Source organism: Mesotoga sp. (genome assembly GCF_035363035.1).
GTDB lineage: Bacteria > Thermotogota > Thermotogae > Petrotogales > Kosmotogaceae > Mesotoga.
On the sequence record NZ_DAOSEH010000042.1, the window covers coordinates 1 to 19070 of the forward strand.

The 19070-nt window shown below is 52.6% G+C and carries 14 protein-coding genes; 9 read left to right on the top strand and 5 right to left on the bottom strand.

What is annotated here, in order from left to right:
• Positions 1 to 221 precede the first annotated feature (221 nt).
• Positions 222 to 1001 carry a MetQ/NlpA family ABC transporter substrate-binding protein gene (locus PKX57_RS07495; RefSeq protein WP_472416614.1) on the bottom strand — a complete coding sequence of 260 codons (780 nt, stop codon included), beginning with the start codon at positions 999 to 1001 and terminating at the stop codon, positions 222 to 224.
• A 376-nt stretch (positions 1002 to 1377) separates the two neighbouring features.
• Between PKX57_RS07495 and PKX57_RS07500 the strand changes: the two genes are divergently transcribed.
• The 9 genes from PKX57_RS07500 to PKX57_RS07540 all read left to right on the top strand — a co-directional run bounded on the left by PKX57_RS07500 (position 1378) and on the right by PKX57_RS07540 (position 13905).
• Positions 1378 to 2205 carry a sugar phosphate isomerase/epimerase family protein gene (locus tag PKX57_RS07500; protein ID WP_472416615.1) on the top strand — a complete coding sequence of 276 codons (828 nt, stop codon included), beginning with the start codon at positions 1378 to 1380 and terminating at the stop codon, positions 2203 to 2205.
• A gap of 9 nt (positions 2206 to 2214) precedes the next feature.
• On the top strand, positions 2215 to 3747 hold the full coding sequence (locus PKX57_RS07505; RefSeq protein WP_214049998.1) for an alkaline phosphatase family protein: 1533 nt from the start codon (positions 2215 to 2217) through the stop codon (positions 3745 to 3747).
• A gap of 16 nt (positions 3748 to 3763) precedes the next feature.
• Positions 3764 to 4624: an SIS domain-containing protein gene (locus PKX57_RS07510; RefSeq protein WP_214047305.1), complete on the top strand. Its 861-nt coding sequence runs from the start codon at positions 3764 to 3766 to the stop codon at positions 4622 to 4624.
• A gap of 29 nt (positions 4625 to 4653) precedes the next feature.
• On the top strand, positions 4654 to 5634 hold the full coding sequence (locus tag PKX57_RS07515; protein ID WP_472416617.1) for an ABC transporter substrate-binding protein: 981 nt from the start codon (positions 4654 to 4656) through the stop codon (positions 5632 to 5634).
• Positions 5635 to 5696: 62 nt separating this feature from the next.
• Positions 5697 to 7370, top strand: coding sequence for an ABC transporter permease subunit (locus PKX57_RS07520; protein WP_213920968.1), 1674 nt, complete (start codon positions 5697 to 5699; stop codon positions 7368 to 7370).
• Positions 7371 to 7385: 15 nt separating this feature from the next.
• Entirely contained in the window at positions 7386 to 8456 is a 1071-nt protein-coding gene (locus tag PKX57_RS07525) for an ATP-binding cassette domain-containing protein (protein WP_214047304.1), read from the top strand.
• Between the two features lie 136 nt (positions 8457 to 8592).
• Positions 8593 to 9891: a metallophosphoesterase gene (locus tag PKX57_RS07530; RefSeq protein WP_214049089.1), complete on the top strand. Its 1299-nt coding sequence runs from the start codon at positions 8593 to 8595 to the stop codon at positions 9889 to 9891.
• 88 nt (positions 9892 to 9979) lie between these two features.
• Entirely contained in the window at positions 9980 to 10615 is a 636-nt protein-coding gene (locus PKX57_RS07535; protein WP_470745574.1) for a 4Fe-4S binding protein, read from the top strand.
• Between the two features lie 131 nt (positions 10616 to 10746).
• A complete protein-coding gene (locus tag PKX57_RS07540; RefSeq protein WP_472416619.1) occupies positions 10747 to 13905 on the top strand; it encodes a PAS domain S-box protein in 3159 nt (1052 codons plus the stop codon).
• Here PKX57_RS07540 and PKX57_RS07545 read toward each other — a convergent pair.
• From PKX57_RS07545 to PKX57_RS07560, 4 genes are all read right to left on the bottom strand, one after another.
• The gene (locus tag PKX57_RS07545; protein ID WP_472416621.1) at positions 13895 to 14824 is read right to left on the bottom strand and encodes a phospholipase C/P1 nuclease family protein; all 930 of its coding nucleotides are present in this window, start codon (positions 14822 to 14824) and stop codon (positions 13895 to 13897) included. The genes PKX57_RS07540 and PKX57_RS07545 overlap by 11 nt on opposite strands.
• A 1-nt stretch (position 14825) precedes the next feature.
• On the bottom strand, positions 14826 to 15905 hold the full coding sequence (locus PKX57_RS07550) for an ABC transporter ATP-binding protein (RefSeq protein ID WP_472416623.1): 1080 nt from the start codon (positions 15903 to 15905) through the stop codon (positions 14826 to 14828).
• Between the two features lie 4 nt (positions 15906 to 15909).
• Positions 15910 to 17604 (bottom strand): ABC transporter permease, encoded by a 1695-nt coding sequence (locus tag PKX57_RS07555; RefSeq protein ID WP_472416625.1) that lies wholly within the window; start codon positions 17602 to 17604, stop codon positions 15910 to 15912.
• A 141-nt stretch (positions 17605 to 17745) separates the two neighbouring features.
• Positions 17746 to 18726, bottom strand: coding sequence for an extracellular solute-binding protein (locus PKX57_RS07560; protein WP_213922733.1), 981 nt, complete (start codon positions 18724 to 18726; stop codon positions 17746 to 17748).
• Positions 18727 to 19070: the final 344 nt, after the last annotated feature.

Sequence of the window (19070 nt, forward strand, 5' to 3'; positions counted from 1 at the left end):
CCACCGGCGTGATGATGAAACAACCGCTCAGCATAAAAACCACCAGCAGACCGGCAACAGATAGCGCAAATAGTGATCTCTTCACCTAAACCCCTCCCCTTGAAAGTTTTGAAGACGACTCAATTATACGCCTTGCTCCTTCCTTTGAAACCCTCCAGCCTGTATTGAACATTAAAAAGCGGCCATTGAAGGCCGCTTTGCACAATCTAGATCCCTGTGTTCTAGAAAGTGGGAACTATGGATCCTTCGAACTTCTCCCAGATGAACTGCCTCACCTCATCGCGCGTGATTATCTGCTTTAGAGTGGCTAGCCACTGGCTGTTCAGGTCTTCTTCGCGAACGACTATGAAATTGGCGTACGGCGAATTGCTGTCCTCAACGAAAGTGGCATCCTTCTGTGAATTCAATCCGATCGACAGGGCGTAATTGGCGTTCAGAACCGCCCCCACAACTGTGTCGTCTTCTTTGAACACTCTCGGCACAAAACCTGCCTCCATCTCCACCAGTACCAGCCCCTTTGGGTTGTCCTGTATATCCCTCACCGTCAAATCGGCCTTAGACGGATCCTTCAACGTTATAAGGCCGTTGTTGTGAAGCAGGAGCAGCGCCCTCGTCTCGTTGGTCGGGTCGTTCATCAGGGCTATTTTATCGCCCTTCTTCAGATCTTCGAGCGGCTTTTTCAAGTAAAAGCCCATCGGAGCTATGAGAACATTGACGGCCGAAACCAGTCCTTTGATCCCTCTCTGTGCGGTGAAGGATTTCAAATACTGGGCGTGTTGAAAGAAGTTGGCATCCAGTTCCTTCGAAGAAAGCGCAAGATTTGGAAGAACATAGTCGCTGAAAACGACTATCTCCAGCTCAATACCGGCCTCTTCCAGCTGAGGCCTGATAAACTCGAGAATATCCACGAACGGGATCGGCGTAACTCCGATCTTCACCTTAGTAGCCCCACAAACGATGATCGCCATAACGACTACCAGAACCAGTAAAACCTTTTTCATACAACACCTCCTGAAGAAAATAAAAAAACGGGGTGTCTCGCGACACCCCGCATTTCTAACAGCAACATAACCCTGTCAGAGCAACGGGGCTTCCCTGCACATCACCATGCCAATAAATATAAACCCACGCAAAATCGACAAAATAAATCCCTCCGAGTTATTGGAAGGATTATACAAAAAAAGTGGTTTCGAACAAATCAAATGATTGTGAATTGTGGGACGCACGATCCTGTGCTGGTGGATTGCCTTCGATTTTTTCTGTGCGCGTTTCATTTTTCCATGTCTCTTGTGATATTCTATTGCTGAAGTGATAGCTTCATTGTCACCAACATATTTGTTAGTTTTGCAGCGATAGCTTCAAGATGGAGATGAGACGATGGATTTTCTTTTAAGTTCCAACGTACTGATAGATTTTCCTTTGAAGGACGCCCTCGAAATCTTCGCGCAGAAGAAGGTCGATGGCGTTGAGATCTGGGTCGAGCATCTGTGGAAGGAGAGATCCTCGCTGGAAGATTTGCGCGGCTTCATGGATTCTATGGGGCTGAAGCGTACGCTTCACGCTCCCACTAGAGACGTCAACATCACCTCCTCCAACCCCGGGATAAAGGCCGAGTCGGTCAGGCAGACGCTCGAAGCTCTCGAGATAGCTTACCGGCTAGGCATAGAAGTCGTAACGGTTCACCCGGGACATATGTCCTCTTCCAAGGACAGCCCGGAGGATTTCTTCGAGGAACAGACGCAGGCTCTTTTCAGGATCGGTAAAAAGGCAAAAGAGCTGGGAATTAAAGTCGGGGTGGAAGTTATGGAAAGGAAACCGGGCGAACTGGTGGTCGCTCCAGAGGATCTTAACGTCCTTCTCGACATCGTCAATCTCGACTCTCTGGGAACGACTTTCGATATAGCCCACGCCGCCACCCACTACAAGGACTCCGTCGAGCCCGCTCAGCTGAACGGGAGTATCGTCGATTATATGAAGAGACTCAGAAAGATCTACAACGTACACGTGAGCAACTCCAGTCTGGAGAAAGTTCACCTCCCCCTCTCCAGGGGAGCTTACGATTTTCTGCCTGTTCTGAAGGAACTCTCGGAAATCTATGAGGGCACCGTATCGATCGAAGGCTTCGTACCTGGAGATGGAATGAGGGTGCTGGAAGAGAACATGAACGTTATCCACCGGTGGAAAGAGTCGCTTTCCAATTTATGAGGTGATTTTGTGAATCTCCGCGAAGCGATACTCAGTCAATACGATAAAGGTCTAAACGATTACTGGATCCCGCCGCTCGTCGCGTGTGACGGAGAGAGCAGGCCGGGAAGGATTCAGGATGGCGATACGGTTATCTTCTGCTGTCGAAGGGGAGAGAGAGAGGTCCAGCTCATGGAAAGTTTCGTGGAAAAGCGTTTCACAGCCTTTCCTGTACGCGACTTTTCGAGGCTCCGTTTCGTGCCTCTGGTAGAATACCACGAAAAGTTCTCGAAGATAGAGCCGATCGTTCCGCCGGTCAGACCGGAAAGAACGCTCGGCGAAGTTCTCAGCGGGGAAGGCAAGAAGCAGCTCGCGGTGACGGAATCTGAAAAGGAGTCTCACGTGACCTTCTTCTTCAACGGCCGGCACAGTCGTCTCTACCCCGGTCAGGTAGCCGAGATCATACCGAGCTGGAAGGACTTCAAGAACCACCCGGAGATGAAGAGCGCCGAGATCGCAAAGGCCGTGGTGAAGGCGATGGACAGGTACGATTTCATCATAATCAACTTCCCGGCCGGCGACGTGATAGGCCATCTCCTGGAAATGGACTTGAAGGTGAAGGCCGCAGAAGAGATCGACAAAGCGCTGGGCGCGATCTACAGCCAGGCTACATCCCTCGGGCGCACGCTGATAATCACAGCCGATCACGGTCTCATGGAAAGAGGCTTCTCCGATGAAGGCACCCCTTCGGTCTCCCACACGACGGCGCCGGTTCCCTTCATAGTGGTCAACCCCCGGCTCGGGAAGGGCGATATAATCAGAGATGGCGGCTCTCTGGTAGATGTGGCTCCTACGGTGCTCTCGCTGATGGGCATGCGCAAACCCGAGGAGATGACAGGCCGCTCACTTCTCAAGAGAGTTCCCGTCTCGAGCGGCGTGGTCCTGGTCATACTGGACGGCTGGGGAGAGGGCAGCGACGATCCCTCCATCAATCCGCTGAAGGCCGCCTCCACTCCAAACCTCGATTTCCTGAAGAGGGAGTTTCCCTTCACAAGGCTTAAGGCCAGCGAGGAATACGTGGGACTTCCACACGGGAGGAGCGGCAACTCCGAGACCGGCCATCTCACCATAGGGGCAGGCAGGTTGATCGAGCAGGACGAACTCAGGCTGATGAGAGTCATAGAACGCCGCTTCGAAGACAACCCCGTTCTCGAGAGGGTATTGAACGGCGTTAAAGGTGGAGCCTCCCTTCATCTGATAGGCATGCTTTCTGAGGCCAGCTCGCACGGGAATATAAACGAGATTCTGTCGATCTCGAAGGTGGCCGAGTCGAAGAATATAGAGAGAATCTTTTCGCACCTGATACTCGACGGTCGCAGCGCGCCGCCAAGAAGCGCCGTCGACCTGCTCGAGAAGTACCGCGAAGAACTCGGAAAGACCGAAGTCGTAACAGCTGTTGGAAGGGGTTACGCCCTGGACAGAAGCAAAGATTACACAGGGAAAACAAAACCGGTGTATGATGCACTGGTAGAGGGTAAAGGCGAGTGTTATTACGGACTATAAACGGGAGGAAGGGCTCTTGGAAAGAGATGTGACTATTCTCGACAGGGTCAGGGAGGTCTATCCCACCCTCACTAAGTCCCAGAAGCTCATCGCCGACAGCATCCTCGAGAACTGGGAAAACATCGCCTTCGTCTCTCCCAGAGAGCTGGGGGCGAGGCTCGGAGTGAGCGAAACTACGGTGATAAGGTTCGCCAGATCGCTTGGCTACGAAAGCTTCACCGATCTCAGGCAGCACAGCCAGGATCTGATAAAGGAGAGGCTGACTCCGGCCGAGAAGATGTCGGCGACGGTGAGGAAGATAAAATCCGGCGAGACATCTTTCGAACGATTGCTGACGGCCGAGGTAGAAAACCTGAAAGAGGGCATCTCCAAGGTTTCGCCGGATGAATTCTATCGTGCCGTCGACCTTATCGAAGGCGCTCAGAGGGTCTTCGTGACAGGGCAGGGCGTGTCGGAATCGCTTTGCAAGTTCCTCCAATTCAGGTTCAGACGAATGCAGATCGACACCAGGGTCGTCACCGGCGGTGGGAAAAGTTTCTACGAGACGCTTCTTCTCATGAACGATAGGGACGTTCTCTTGGGTATAGGCTTCTTTCGTTGCTCACAGGACATACTCAGGGCCTTCGACTACGCGAAGAAACGGTCGATCCCTACGATCGCACTCACGCACAGTACCGTTTCCGAGCTGGCTTTGAGGTCGGATGTGACTCTGGTAGCCAACAGAGGGCCGGTCTCCTTATTGAACTCGCTGGTCGTCCCGATGGCGATACTCAACGCCCTGGTCCTCTATCTGGCAGAAAGGGACGAAGAGAAACTGAAAGCGCTGAAAAAACTGGATGAAATTCCAAACATCTTCGGGCTTAACGGGAAGGAATAGTTTCCCGGGCCGGTGCAGGAGGTTGTCTAATGAGAAAGTACGCAATTGTAATTCTGCTACTGATCTGTAGCGCGGTGCTTTTTGGAACCGAGAAGATAATGCTTTACACCTCGGTTCCAACGGAAATTATGACGGCTATCGCCGATGCTTTCATGGCTGCAAACCCCGGTATCGAGCTGGAAGTTTTCAGGTCCGGTACCGGAACCATCCAGACCAAGCTCGCCGCCGAAGTGCAGTCCGGCAATATACAGGCCGACGTTCTCTGGGTCGCAGAGTTCTCTTACTATGAAACTCTGAAGAAACAGGGTCTTCTGGCGCAGATATACCCCGAGGAGGCCTCGGCACTGCCGGAGAACTTCAAGGATCCGGAAGGCTATTACTACGCTGGAAGGCTTATCAACATGGTTATAGCCTACAATACCAAGGCGCTCACACCGGAAACGGCTCCCAAATCCTGGAAGGAACTGACGGATGAAAAGTGGTACGACAACTACGTCGTGCCCAACCCAGAGTACTCGGGCGCTGCCGTTGCCGCAGTCGGCGCGCTGGCCAAGAAATACGGCTGGAAATACTTCGAAGATCTGAGAGAGAACGAGGCCGTAGTTGTCAGGGGAAACAGCGATGTCGCGCAGAAGGTTGCGGCCGGGGAGTTCCCGATAGGCATGACTCTCGACTACATAGCCCGCGACCTCAACGTCAAAGGCAGCCCGATCGACATCATCTACCCCACCGACGGAACGATAGCCATCCCGAGCCCCATCGCGATTTTGAAGTCGTCGCAGAAGATGGAGGCCGCCATGAAATTCGTCAACTACATCCTCTCTATCGACGGCCAGAAGGCACAGGTCGAACTTGGTTCGCTGGTTCCGGTCCGGAGCGACGTCAATCCCCCGGCCAACACGCCGCCGGCCGGCGAGATACTCGGTCAGGCGATGGAAATCGACTGGAAGTATATCGAAGAAGGACTCGCCGAGATCAACACGAACTTCTCCGATATCATGCTGTTCTGATGGTTTTCGGCCCGGCCGTGAAAGGCCGGGTCTTACTTTCATCCTGAGGAGTGGTACCCTTGTTGCAGAGAAAGATCAAGGCCGATCCCTTCATTCTGGGCGGGACTTTCGTGGTGATAGCCATTCTCGTGGTTTTTCCCCTGACGCTGCTGTTTTTGAACAGCTTCAAATTCGACGGGGCCTACACGCTTCAAAACTACGCTACGGTCTTTCAGGCGAAGAGAAATTATACGGCTCTCTTCAACAGTCTCAAGCTCGGTCTCTTCACATCGCTTTTCTCCATTCTTCTGGGGGCGCCGCTGGCCTGGCTCGTTACCAGAACCAACCTTCCTTTCGCGAAGCTCTTCAGAACACTGTTCATATTACCCTACATGATCCCGCCGTTTATCGGCGCGATAGCCTGGTCTCAGTTGCTCAACAGGCGAAACGGTTATATAAACAGGCTTATCCAGTCGATCTTCGGCATAGAAGGATACGTCTTCAACGTCAACACCATGCCGGGCCTCATATGGGTGATGACGCTCTACCTGTACCCCTTCGTGTTCATAACCGTGGCCGGGGCGCTCGAGAGGATGGACCCGACGCTCGAGGAGGCAGCAAGAACGTGCGGATCGAAGACGATGAAGATCATGCGCGATATCACCCTTCCTCTTGTCGCTCCGAGCATAGCGGGAGGAGCGCTCCTGGTTTTCGCCTCGAGCATAGCCAACTTCGGCATTCCAGCGCTCGTGGGAATGCAGGGAAGGGTCTTCGTTCTGACGACGATGATCTACTCTTACATGCACAGCGGTGGTTTCAACGGAATAGCCACAGCTTCGGCCCTGTCGATCATGTTGATGGCAATCTCCGTGGGGGCTCTACTCATAAACAACTTCTACCTCAAGAAGAAACAGTACACCCTGATATCTGGAAAGAGCATGAGGCCCAAGACGCTAGATCTGGGTGCCTGGAAGATACCCTGCCTGATCGTCGCCATCGCGATAGTCTTTGTAGCCGTCATCATGCCCTTCTTCTCCATAGGCCTGACATCGCTGCTGGATGCCTGGGGCGCCGACATAACTTGGGAGAATCTCACCTTCAGGAACTACAGGTACATCCTCTTTGAATACAAGCTCACCAAAGACGCGCTGAAGAACAGCTTCCTGCTGGCTATTTCGGCCGCGACGATCTGTATGGTACTGGGCTCTCTGATTGCCTATATAAGCGTTAAAACGAAAATAAGAGGCCGCAAGGCCCTTGAGACCATAGCGCAGATACCCTACACGATACCGGGTACGGTGGTGGCGATAGCGATGATACTGGCTTGGTCGGGCAATTACGGGGTGAACCTCTACAACACCTTCTGGATACTCCTCGTCGCTTATGTGGCACACTACGTGGCCTTCGCCGTGAGGACGACGTCGGCCTCTCTGGAACAGATACACACCTCGCTGGAAGAGGCGGCCAGGATCTCTGGCGGAAGCTGGCTCACTTCTCTGAAAGATATAGTCGTGCCGTTGATAAGGCCCGGCCTCGTGGCTGGCTGGTTTTTGATATTCATGCCGACCCTGAGGGAGTTGACGATGTCTATACTCCTCTGGGGACCCAGGACGGTCACAATAGGCGTCGCGGTGTTCGAAATGCAGGAGGCCGGATACGTGCAGATATCGGCCGCCTTTGCCACCCTGCTTCTGTTGATCGTCATAGCCGGAAACCTCCTGGTGAAGTGGCTCACCAGGGGAAAAGTTGGAATATAGAGGGGAGCGAGTCGAATGTCAAAAGTTGTTCTCAAGGGACTTTCGAAGTCATTCGGTGAAGTGAATGTCGTAAATAACATAGACCTGGAAATCAACGATCGTGAGTTTCTCTCCTTTCTCGGCCCTTCGGGCTGTGGAAAGACCACCACGTTGAGAATGATCGCCGGTTTCGACATGCCCACGACCGGGGAGATCTTCATCGGCGAGAGACTCGTCTCGTCGGTGGATAAAAAGATCTTCGTTCCTCCGGAAGAGAGAAATGTCGGCATGGTCTTCCAGAACTACGCCGTCTGGCCGCACATGGACGTCTTCAAGAACGTCGCCTACCCGCTGAAGATAAAAAAGACCGGTGCCGACGAGATGAAAGAGAGGGTGTTGAAGGTTCTCTCCATGGTTAAGCTGACAGGAATGGAGAAACGCTATCCCCACCAACTTTCGGGTGGTCAACAGCAGCGCGTCGCGCTTGCCAGGGCGCTGGTCATGGAGCCTGACGTCATGTTGCTCGACGAACCTCTAAGCAACCTCGACGCGAAACTGCGAGAGGAGATGCGCTTCGAAATAAAGGACATTCAGCGCCGAATAGGCGTCACGATCATCTACGTCACTCACGACCAGGCAGAGGCTATGGCTATGTCCGACCGGATACTCCTGCTCCACAACGCCAGAGTGCAGCAGCTCGGGACACCCAGGGACCTGTACGAGCGTCCCGAAAATCAATTCGTCGCCGACTTCATAGGCCTGATAAACTTCTTGAAGATAGACGTCGCGGACCGGGACGCTCGTACGATGGCCACTTTCACATCCTCTCCGGAGACTCCGCCTTTTGAAGTGAACCTCGAAAACACCGGAAAGAGCAGCGAGGGGGGCTTCGTTTTTGCCGTCAGGCCCGAGAACGTAAAGCTAGTCCCTCCCGATAGCAGCTCAATAAGAGGAAAAGTGACCAAGAAAGTCTATCTTGGCAATATACTCGATTACCGTGTGGCGCTGGGAAAGGAAGAGATCCGTGTGGAGGCCTCCTCCGGCGAGGAGTTCCAGCCCGGGCAGACCGTGGGACTGCGGTTTGAAAGTTACGTGCTCTTCAATTAAGATCGGGGATGTGAAGAGTTTTAAGGATTGCAGCCGTTAGCGGTTCGATCTTCATATCTCTAAACTCGGACGCGAAAAAATTCACAGGTGTGATAAAGTATAAGGGTAGCCGATTTTCAAGACCGCGGGGCGTCGAATGGGAGAGAAAAAGAAGTACTACATCATCAGCGATCTGCACATAGGCGGAGACGGGGAACTGGAGGATGTAACCTTCAAATCCGAGCTGATAAGTTTTTTGAACTCGCTGAGCGAGACCGATCGCTCCGATGAAGTCGTCGAACTGATCATCGCCGGCGATCTCTTCGGTTTCTGGGAGCTCTCCACCGTTGAAGGACCCGGTCAACTTTCCTTCGTTCTCGACAGGTACGCCGATGTCTTCGAGGCCTTCAGGAAGGCCGGGGAATCCGTCAGGATAACCTACATAGTGGGAAACCACGATCACACTGTGCTTGGCTATCCAGGTTCGAAAGAGAAGCTAGGCGAATACAACATCTTTCTGGATGAAAATCAACACCTGATGAGAGAAATCGCCGGCGAGAAGATCTGGATAGAACACGGCCACCAGCACGACAAGTTCAACGAAATCGACGAACCCGGCTCTGAACTTTGCAGACCGGCCGGCTTCTACATAACGAGATATCTCCTGTCGCTCGCCGGCCTCATATCCAGAATGGGCAGAAAGAACTGGCTGGTTAACGTTCGCTGTGTGCAGCCTTTGAACGCGTTGCCGAGATGGATGTTTTCGAGTTACTTCTATCTGGAGATGCATCCCATATTGAGGCTGGCGATCGTGCCCTTTCTCTTCTTCTTCGCGGTCAGTATAGTCCTCTTTGTTATGGGAATCCTAGATATCTTCGGGCTCAACACCGTACAGTATCTGTACGAAGACACGCTCAAATCCTTCGGCGTCGTGGGGGACGTGGTCGATACTATCATCGGAATAGATGTTTTGATGCTGATCATATTCGTTGTGGTTTCGATCCCGCTGTTCATAGTTTTCAGGGACATAAAGTCGGCACTCAAGCGGTACGGTCTCGTTTACGAGAAGAAGGAGAAGGCTGAAAAAGAGCAGGCCTACCTCGAAGGCGCGAGAAAGGTCTTCGAAAACGACGGATCGATAAGGTTCTTCATCTTCGGCCACACGCACAATCCCTTTCTCCTGAAAGACGGCGATCGTTACGTTATCAACACGGGCACCTGGCTCGAGAGGCTGGAAAGAGTGAAATCTTTCATATGGCCTTTCCCGTCGATCTTTTACCCCCGGTACGACCTGAACTACTTCGTAATAGCTCACGACGGCAAAGACACCGTCGTCGAATACCACAGGATCGACAAGGCGCCTTCCACCAAACTCACGCTCCTCCAGAGGTTTTTGATATCGTTGAGAAAAAAGCCCTCGACCATCGGAATCCCCTCGAGAACGAAAATTCAATAGACGAAATAATCTTCATCTAAGTGTGACACATATCACATACCGGAAGCTCCCTTCGAGATAGACTGTACTTGAAGGGGGAGATCTTATGATGAAGAAAAGCGCTGCAACCGCGAGAGTGATAGTGGAGATACTGTTTCTGGCCCTGTTCGTTTTTCTGCTAAGAGAGAGGAGCCTTCAGAAGTGGTTCCTGATATTCGGAGGCGGACTGGTCGCATCGCTGGTTTTCGGGCGAATCTACTGCGGCTGGATCTGTCCCATGGAGACACTATTCAGACCAATCGACTGGCTTTACTCAAAGCTCGGAATCAAACGCTTCAAGACACCCAAACTCTTCAGGGGAAGCGCCTTCAGGTGGATTGTTCTCGCTCTGTTCCTCTTGCTCATGGTCGCCACCAGACTCTTCCATCTGAAAGTTAACCTGCTTCTCTACATAACGGCGCTGTCGGTACTGGTTACTCTCTTCTTTGAAGAGGAGTTCTGGCACAGATGGATCTGTCCCTTCGGTACGCTCCTGTCGCTCTTTTCAAAGCGACCGTTGTTCGGGATGCGCGTCAAAAAACCGACCTGCGTCTCCTGCGGCATCTGTCAGCGTGTCTGCCCCGTCGATGCCATAGAAAGGGAAGAGGATGGAATGAAGATCGACACGTCGGAGTGTCTGGTCTGCCTGAAATGCGGCGAGAAGTGCCCGAAGCTTTCAATAAACTATTCAAGATCAGACCGGTAAGAAACGGTGAAAGGCTCTTCCGATGACTTGACAATCACAATTCCCACCGGGAAATATGGTTTCATCTTTGCAATAAATCGAGGGAAAAATGGTACGATTGCCATATAGTTCGTCTTTCGGGAGAGGATAACTTGGACCGCAGTTATCAGGACAATTCAATAAACGCGTCGCAGGCTCTTATAGAGAGGATAAAGGAGCTGAACTGTCTTTATACTCTCTCCCAGCTTCTCGCCGATTCCAGAACTGTAGAAGAGGCCGTCAGGGCCGTTCTACAAACTCTTCCCCCGGCTTTTCAGTTTCCCGACAGTGCGATTTCACGGGTACTAATAGACGGTCGGGTTTATTCTTCGAGAGAGGAATGGTTCCCCGACAGATCTATCCGGTGCAAACTGACTATCGAAGGCCGTGAAGCCGGTTGCGCAGAGGTTTCTTATTCTCCCGCCGGAAGCGGCCGGTCTCTGGAGTTTCTGCCCGAGGAGGAGAAGCTTCTCGCGACGGTCGCGCGAGATCTTGGAAGCACGATAGAACGAGTGGAGTTTTTCAACGAACTCACAGAGAGCAAAGAAAGGCTGAGTTTCGCGATAGAGGCGAGCAGGGAAGGAGTCTGGGACTGGAACGTCGAGACGGGAGAGGTTTACTTCTCGCCAAGATGGAAAGAGATGCTGGGCTATTCCGACTCTGAGATAGAGAACAGGTTAGATGAGTGGGAATCGAGAGTCTTTCCGGGCGACCTGGAAAAAGTCGAAAGAGAACTGCAGAGATGTCTGAACGGCGAGATCCCCTATTACGAGGCCGAGCACAGAGTCATGACCAAAGACGGCTCTTACAAATGGATTCTCGACCGCGGTAAGGTGGTTCTTCGCGATGCTCAGGGCAGAGCCTTGAGGATGGTGGGAACTCACACCGACCTCACCGAACACCACAGGATCGAGGAAGAGCTGAGGCGGTACAACAGAGCCCTTTCCTTCCTGAGTGAGGTCAACCAGTTCCTGGTACGTGTGACCGACGAGGAGGAGCTTCTCAAAGGAACGTGCGACATCGCCACGAAGTTTGGCGGTTATGCCCTCGCCTGGATAGCCTACAAAGTTCCCTCCAGAAGCGACTTGAAGCCGGTTGTCTCGAGTGGTCTGGCAAGCACGTATCCAGGGAAGATCAGCGTCACCTTCGACGAAAGCGAGCTGGGAAGGAGCGCTGTCGGCACGGCGGTGAGGACCGGCACGACCATTATAAAGAGCTCGATCGATAAAAGCCTGGAATACTCGCCCTGGAAAAATATGATCGACAGTTACGGGCTCAAGTCGGCGATATCGCTTCCCTTGAAGATAGAAGGGGAGACCATCGGCGCCCTCAACATATACTCCTCCGATGAAAACGCCTTCGATCAAGAGGAAGTTCATCTTCTGGAAGAGCTTTCAGGAGATCTCTCCTACGGGATTCTCTCGCTGCGGAACAGGAAGAAGCTGGAGCACCTGAACAGAGTTCTTCTATCTATAAGGAGCATAAACCAGCTTATAGTGAGAGAAGAGGACAGGGGTACACTCATCAGGAAGATAACCGACCTCCTCGCCGGACTCAGGAGTTACGACAAATCTCTCCTCGTTATTCTGGATGAGAACATGAAGGTCGTCGACTGGTCCAGTTCGGGATTCGAAGGAGCGAAGCTCGAGAAGGTAGAGATGGCCTTGAGAGAGAACCTGCTTCCGCCCTTCTTAACCCGGGTTTTAACCAGCGAAGAGGTTTTGATGATCCCGAACGAGGAGTATCGCAGATCCAACCTCTCCGGTGACGACCAGACCGGACATGCGGTTCTATTGAAGAGTTTGAAGAGTAGCGATAGAATTTCCGGCTTCATCGCCGCCATCATGCCGGAGAACTTTTCACAGGACCTCGAAGAGAGGTCGCTCTTTGGAGAGATAGCCAACGACATAGCCCTGGCCATAAGTAAGATCGAATTGAAAAACGAGAGAGAGAGTCTTCAAAAGAGATTCGCACTCTTCATGGACAAATTTCCCGGAGCCGTTTTCATGCAGGACAGAGATCTCAGGCTCAGCTATTTCAACAAGTACATGGAGAAGTATTTCGGGCTTGACGGCGGCTGGCTTGGAAAGGGCGCGGATCAGTTCCTCTCAGGTGAATGGGGCAGATCCATGCTGGGGGATGCCAGAAAAGTCCGGCCCGGCGAGAGTATTTCCGAAGAGTTAATGGCCAGATGTACCGACGGCAGGGACAGGATCTTCTTCGTGCAGAAGTTCCCGATCTCCTCCGGGAGCGATACTCCCACGATCGGCGGCATCGCTCTGGACATAACCAACAGGAAGCTCTCCGAGATCATGGCGACCCGGCTTGGCAGAGTGCTCGACTGGTCGGCCAACGAGATCTTCGTTTTCGACCACGAAACGCTCCGTTTTCTGCTGGCAAACCATGGCGCGATAGAAAACACAGGCTATTCGATGGATGAATTGAAGGAGATGACACCGCTCGATCTCAAAAAAGAGACCTCGCCCGCCGAGTTCAAAAAGATCATCGATTACCTGAAAAAAGGTGAGAACCGCTCGGTGGTCTTCGAAACCGTTCACACGAGAAAGAACGGTTCGAAGTATCCCGTCGAGGTACGTTTGCAACTTCATGACGACAACATGGGAAAAGTCTTCGTGGCCGTGATAGTCGATATAACTGAAAGGAAAAAGGCAGAAGATTCTGTCAGGAGAAGTCTCGAGTCTCTCATAAAGACTCTCTCGGTTCTGGTCGAATCTAGGGATCCCTACACCTACGGTCACCAGAAGCGGGTGAGCGAACTGGCTACCGCTATCGCTGCCAGATTGTTCGCAGATGATACCCAAGGAAAGGACAAAATCGAGTCGGTGAGGGTGGCGGCGCTGCTGCACGATATAGGGAAGAACGCCGTGCCGACCGAGATACTCACCAAGCCGATTCAGTTGAACAAGATCGAATTCGAACTGGTGAGGGAGCATGCCAGACAGGGATACGAAATCCTGAAAGATGTTTACTTTCCCTGGCCGATCGCAGAAATAGTCAGGCAACACCACGAGAGGCTGGACGGCTCGGGTTATCCCGATAAGCTCACCGGCGACTCGATATGCCTGGAGGCCAGGATAATCGCCGTGGCCGATGTCGTGGAAGCGATGTCTTCCCACAGGCCGTACAGGGCAGCGCTCGGAATCGATGCGGCTCTGGAGGAAATAAGAAAAAACGCAGGGCGGCTTTACGATACTACCATCGTAAAGGCCTGCCTGGAGGTCTTCAAAGAGGGCTTCGAGTTCAGCGACTGAAGGCCGTCTTCAGGTACGATTTCACCAGCCCGGCCATCCCCGACAGGAAACGCGCCGTTATAATGTCCAGCTCTTTCGTCTCTCTCTCTCGAGAGACTTCGTCGAAGTAAGCCCTGTCACCCCTAAATCCGTCGAGAGTGTCGAATCCCTCTCCAGCGACCGTCCTTATGCTGGACTGAAGATCTTTCACCAGCCTCAGGCCGCGTCTTCTGGCCTCTACGGCCAACTTTCCCGTGTCGCTGAGGCCATGTGAGAGAGCCGCCAATCGGATGGCCTCCAGAAACGGCCCGTACCCACGCCAGAGCCGGTAACCCGTGTACCTGTCGTGGAATTTGTGGTAGTTGCTTATCTTTCTGAACTGTTTTCTATAGGCGAGCGGGATCATGAGGATATCTCCCGTGGTTCCGGGGGAGGTGTGGTATGGCGTACCGCTGTCCTGGAGGTAATGCACGGTACGGGCCATGAACCTGAAGCCCCAGTAGCGATCGCCCCTTTCGAAGGCGATCCGGCTTAGTCTGTCGAAGTATTCGACCATTTCCGTTACCCTTCCAAAGCGCAGCCCCATGTGGAACTCTTCGTGGCGCCAGGCCTGGCTTGAACCCATGAGTCTTTGCAGTGGCGAGAGCGCCATTTTTCCATCCATTCCGAAATCCGGCTCGTAAGAGTAGACCGTGAGAATCTGCCACACCGGCGCCCGCCCATCGACAGGTTTGCAGTTATCGAAGAAGGGACGATAAAGCTCATGGTCGGAATCAACCATGTACTGCTCGCCTAGATAATCCTCGAAAGCGCTTCGGGCAGGGTTGTACGGTCCGGGATCGACGGAGGCGTAGGAGTAGGGAGTTATTTCTACCCTCTCGTTGACGTAGTCGCTCTCCAGATCGAGACAATAATAAGTCAGCGCGTCGTGACCGTCCATTTTAAGCTCTTATCACCCAGGCGCTCTCTCTGGAGAAGTAGAGTTCCGTCTCTCTACCCACTACCGGCAGCTTTCGCTCGATCGGGTTGAAGGTAACCGCGTTTATCTTTCTACCGTCGGACAGCTCCAGTTCGTATTCGACGTTCGAGCCGAGAAAGACGTACTTCAACACCTTTCCGCTCAAAGAATTGATCCGCTCTTCCTTTCGGTCCGACAGCGACTCGGGCCGCAGCACCACCCTGGCCGGCTCGCCTGGCACAAGCTCGGTTCCCCTCTTTCCGATTATCATGTTGCCGGTCGCTCCTACCGAAACGACTACGGTATCGCCATCGACGGATTCCACAGTCCCGTCGATGAAGTTGACCCGGCCTATGAAATCGGCGACGAAGCTGTTTTCGGGACGGGCGTATATATCGAACGGACTGCCGATCTGCATGACCTTTCCCTGATTCATGACAACTATCACGTCCGATATGCTCATGGCCTCGACCTGATCGTGCGTAACATAGACGCTCGTGATATTCACTTCCTGCTGAATACGCCTTATTTCCAGCCTCATCGTTTCCCTCAGCTTCGCATCGAGATTAGAAAGAGGTTCGTCGAAGAGTAAAACGCTTGGTTCCATGACCAGGCTCCTGGCCAGAGCCACCCTCTGTTGCTGACCGCCGGACAGTTGATCCGGCCTCCTTTTTTCAAGACCCTTAAGCCCCACCAGATCGGTCATCTCGATAATCTTTCTCCTCATCTCGGAGCGATCCAGCCTTTTCAGTTTCAGGCCGAAGGCGATGTTTTCCTCCACCGTCAGATGAGGGAAGAGCGCGTAACTTTGAAAGACCATCGAAATGTTTCGCCTGTTAGGGGGGAGGTTTGTCACATCCCTCTCATCGAGAAGAACCCTTCCACTGGTTGGGACCTCGAAACCTGCGATAATTCTAAGCGTGGTAGTCTTTCCACAACCCGACGGGCCGAGCAATGTCACTAACTGCCCCTTTTCGATCACCTGATCGAAGTTATCTACGGCTACAGTCTCCACACCGTAACTGGTGAAGACCTTTCTCACGTTTTTCAGAATTAAACTCATAGCATCACCCCTGTCCCATGCTTTCACTTCCGGAAAGACTGACCTTGTTCTTGAGGAAAATCTTCAACACCAGTATGAAGGCCATTATCATCGCTATCAGTATCACAGAGAAGGCGCAGGCCTCCGAAAGACGGCCGGAATCGCTCTGACTGAGAATCTGAACAGTTATCAGATTCCACCGGGCCGATACCAAAAAGATAGCAGCACTTATGGCGGTCATCGCCCGGACGAAGGCGAAGACCAAGGCTGAGAAGAAGGCGGGAACTATCAGAGGTAGCGTAACTCTCGTGAAGACCTGACGGTTATCCGCACCCAGCGTGTAGGCGGCTTCTTCGATCGCCGGATCGACCTGGTTGAGCAGGGCCACCCCCGATTGGATACCGACGGGGACGTATCTGAAGACGAAGTTCAAAACCAGGATCGCCAAAGTCCCGGTGAGCAGAAAGGGCTTCGTGTTGAAAGCCAGGATGTAGCCTATGCCAATAACCGTTCCGGGAACGGCGAAACTTAACAGGGATGTGAACTCCATGAGCTTTCTGCCGGGAAATAGCTTTCTGACCAGCAGAAAGGCGATCACCATTCCCAAAAGCGCCGAAATGGGCGTAGATGTGAAGGCGATGATAAGGGTATCCTTGATAGCTTCGAGGCCGACGTCAAAGACGTACCTGAAGTTCTCCAGCGTCAGCGTGTTGTTCATGCCCCAGGCCTTTACAAAGGCCCCCCAGAAGATCGTGGCGTAGATAGTCAGAGTGAAAGCTGCCATCAGCATGCAGAGTGAGAAGAGCAACCACTTAACCGGTCTGTTCACACTCTTGAGGACCGAGGTGGTCGGTTTTCCGGTGACGGTCACGTACTTCTTCTTTCCGACCCAGTACTTCTGAATTATGAAGGCGACTATCGAAGGGAATAAGAGCCACACAGCGAGCGCCGCGCCCCCGCGGGTGTCGTACATCCCCGTTATCTGGAGATAGGCCTGCACCGATAGCACCGGGAACTTACTGCCGGCCAGTATCAGAGGGTTGCCGAAATCGGCCAGCGATTCTATGAACAACACCAACATCGTGCTGGCGATGCCGGGAATAGACATGGGAAGTATAACCTTGCGGAAGGCCTGCCAGCGGTTGGCGCCCAGGTTGAAGGCCGCATCCTCCAGCGTCGGGCTTATCGTCCCTATGACACCGTCGAGCGTGATGAAGGCGACCGGGAAGAAGCAGACCACCTGGGCCATCATAAGTCCCCAGAGGCCATAAACGGGAAAGTTCCGGATACCGAATATCCCGGCTGTTATGAATCCGTTGAAGCCGAACAGCATGATTATCGACAGCGCCCCTATGAAGGGCGGAAAGACTATCGGGAGAACGGCCACCGTTCTGAAGAACCCTTTCAGGGGGATGTCCGTTCTGTTGATGGTGTAGGCGAAAATGTAACCGATCAGCATTCCGAAAAAGGCCGTTAGCCCGGCGACGAGGAGGCTGTTGAAAAAGCCCTGCCTCATGTACCTGTTGGAGAAGGCCTTCGTGTAGGCGCTTAGATCGAACTGTCCGTTTTTATCTATGAGACTCGCGGAGAAGACCTTGAAAATCGGATAGACTATGAATATCGCCAGCGCGGCAAAGATGATTATTATAGTTAAAAGCAGAACCGGGTCCTTTAGAAGATTGAGCAATCTGTTCCTGGTCTCTTCACTCCTGAAAGCCACAAACGCTCCCTCCCCGACATACTTCGAAATCGCCATTAACCTGTACGTGAGGGCGAACAGGAGCTCGCCCTCACGGTTTGGTTCATGAAATCAAATTGACCGGGAGCTCTGGAGTTCCCGGAAAGTCTCTCAATCATTGAATCAGTAAGGAAGAACCTCGTCAATCCATCTCTCGATGAGTCTAGTTTTGTTTTCGGCCGCCCAGACCGGATCGACCGGTAGCAACTTGATGGTCGAGAGCGGCTGAAGGCTGCCGAAATCGACGTCCGATCTTATCGGGTAGAAATAGGTCTGCTGGTTCACGATCTGCTGCTGACCGGCTTTCGATACGACCCAGTCGATCAATTTCTGCGCGTCGGTCAGATTCCTGGCACCCTTGAGTATCGATACGGAGGCCACTTCGTATGGAACTCCCTCTTTGGGGAAGACGACCTTTACGGGGTAACCCTGTTCCATGAACTGGAAGAAGGCCGGTGTGAACTGGATGCCCATCGCGACCTGTCCCGGTCCTACGGCCTTAGACGGCCCGGTGCCGCTCTGGGTGTAGGTCTGTATGTTTGGCGCCAGCTTTTTGAGATAGTCGATCGCACCGTCCTCACCGTAGATTTGAATAAGTCCTGTAATGAGACTGTAGGCCGTTCCGGAGGATTGTGGGTTGGGGTACTGGATCATTCTGCTCAGGCTGGTCGAGAGGATATCTTCCCATGTTACGGGCATCGAAGCTTTGATCTGTTCCAAAACGGCGGTGTTGATTCCGATCCCCAGAGGATTCATGTAGATCGGGTGATAGTAGCCTTCAACATCGTAGAACTCCGGAGAAACTCCGTACACGCTCAGAGTCTTGTAAGGCTGGGTGAGACCGCGTTCCTTGGCTATTATGTGGTTTTCCAGCGGCGCGCCGAACCAGACGTCGGCCTGCGGGTTGTTAACCTCGGCCTCGATCCTGGCCAGTGCCGGGCCGGAAGAGAGGAAGACGAAGTCGACGCCTACTCCCGTCTCCTCGACGAAGGCGTTGAGGATCTTCCTGGCGTTCGCCTCATCGACACTAGAGTACACGACCAAATTCGCAAGGGTTACAGCAACGAGCATTAAAAAAAGAGATAAGATAAGAACACGTTTCATGATTTACACCTCCTAATTCGCTTGAATATATTTTAGCATCGACGACCTTAAGAGAAGAAGATCCGGAGGCTGTCAACATTCCCCGGCCATCACACGAATTAAGCAAACGATTCTGTGCGATAATCGAAGATATATATCTATAACCGCTCTCCATCGCCTTTGAAACTACTAAATCACCTGCATTCGGAGTATGAAACTGCAATTTCATAGTGCTACTATATTGAAATAATAGTTTCATTAGTTTCCCGGGTTTCGAATTTGATAGGCCAAGGAAACTCCTTTTTTTGCCGGAGGTACCGGATGGTTTCAAAGAAGATCTCGGAAATGATGGGTCAATTTTCGCC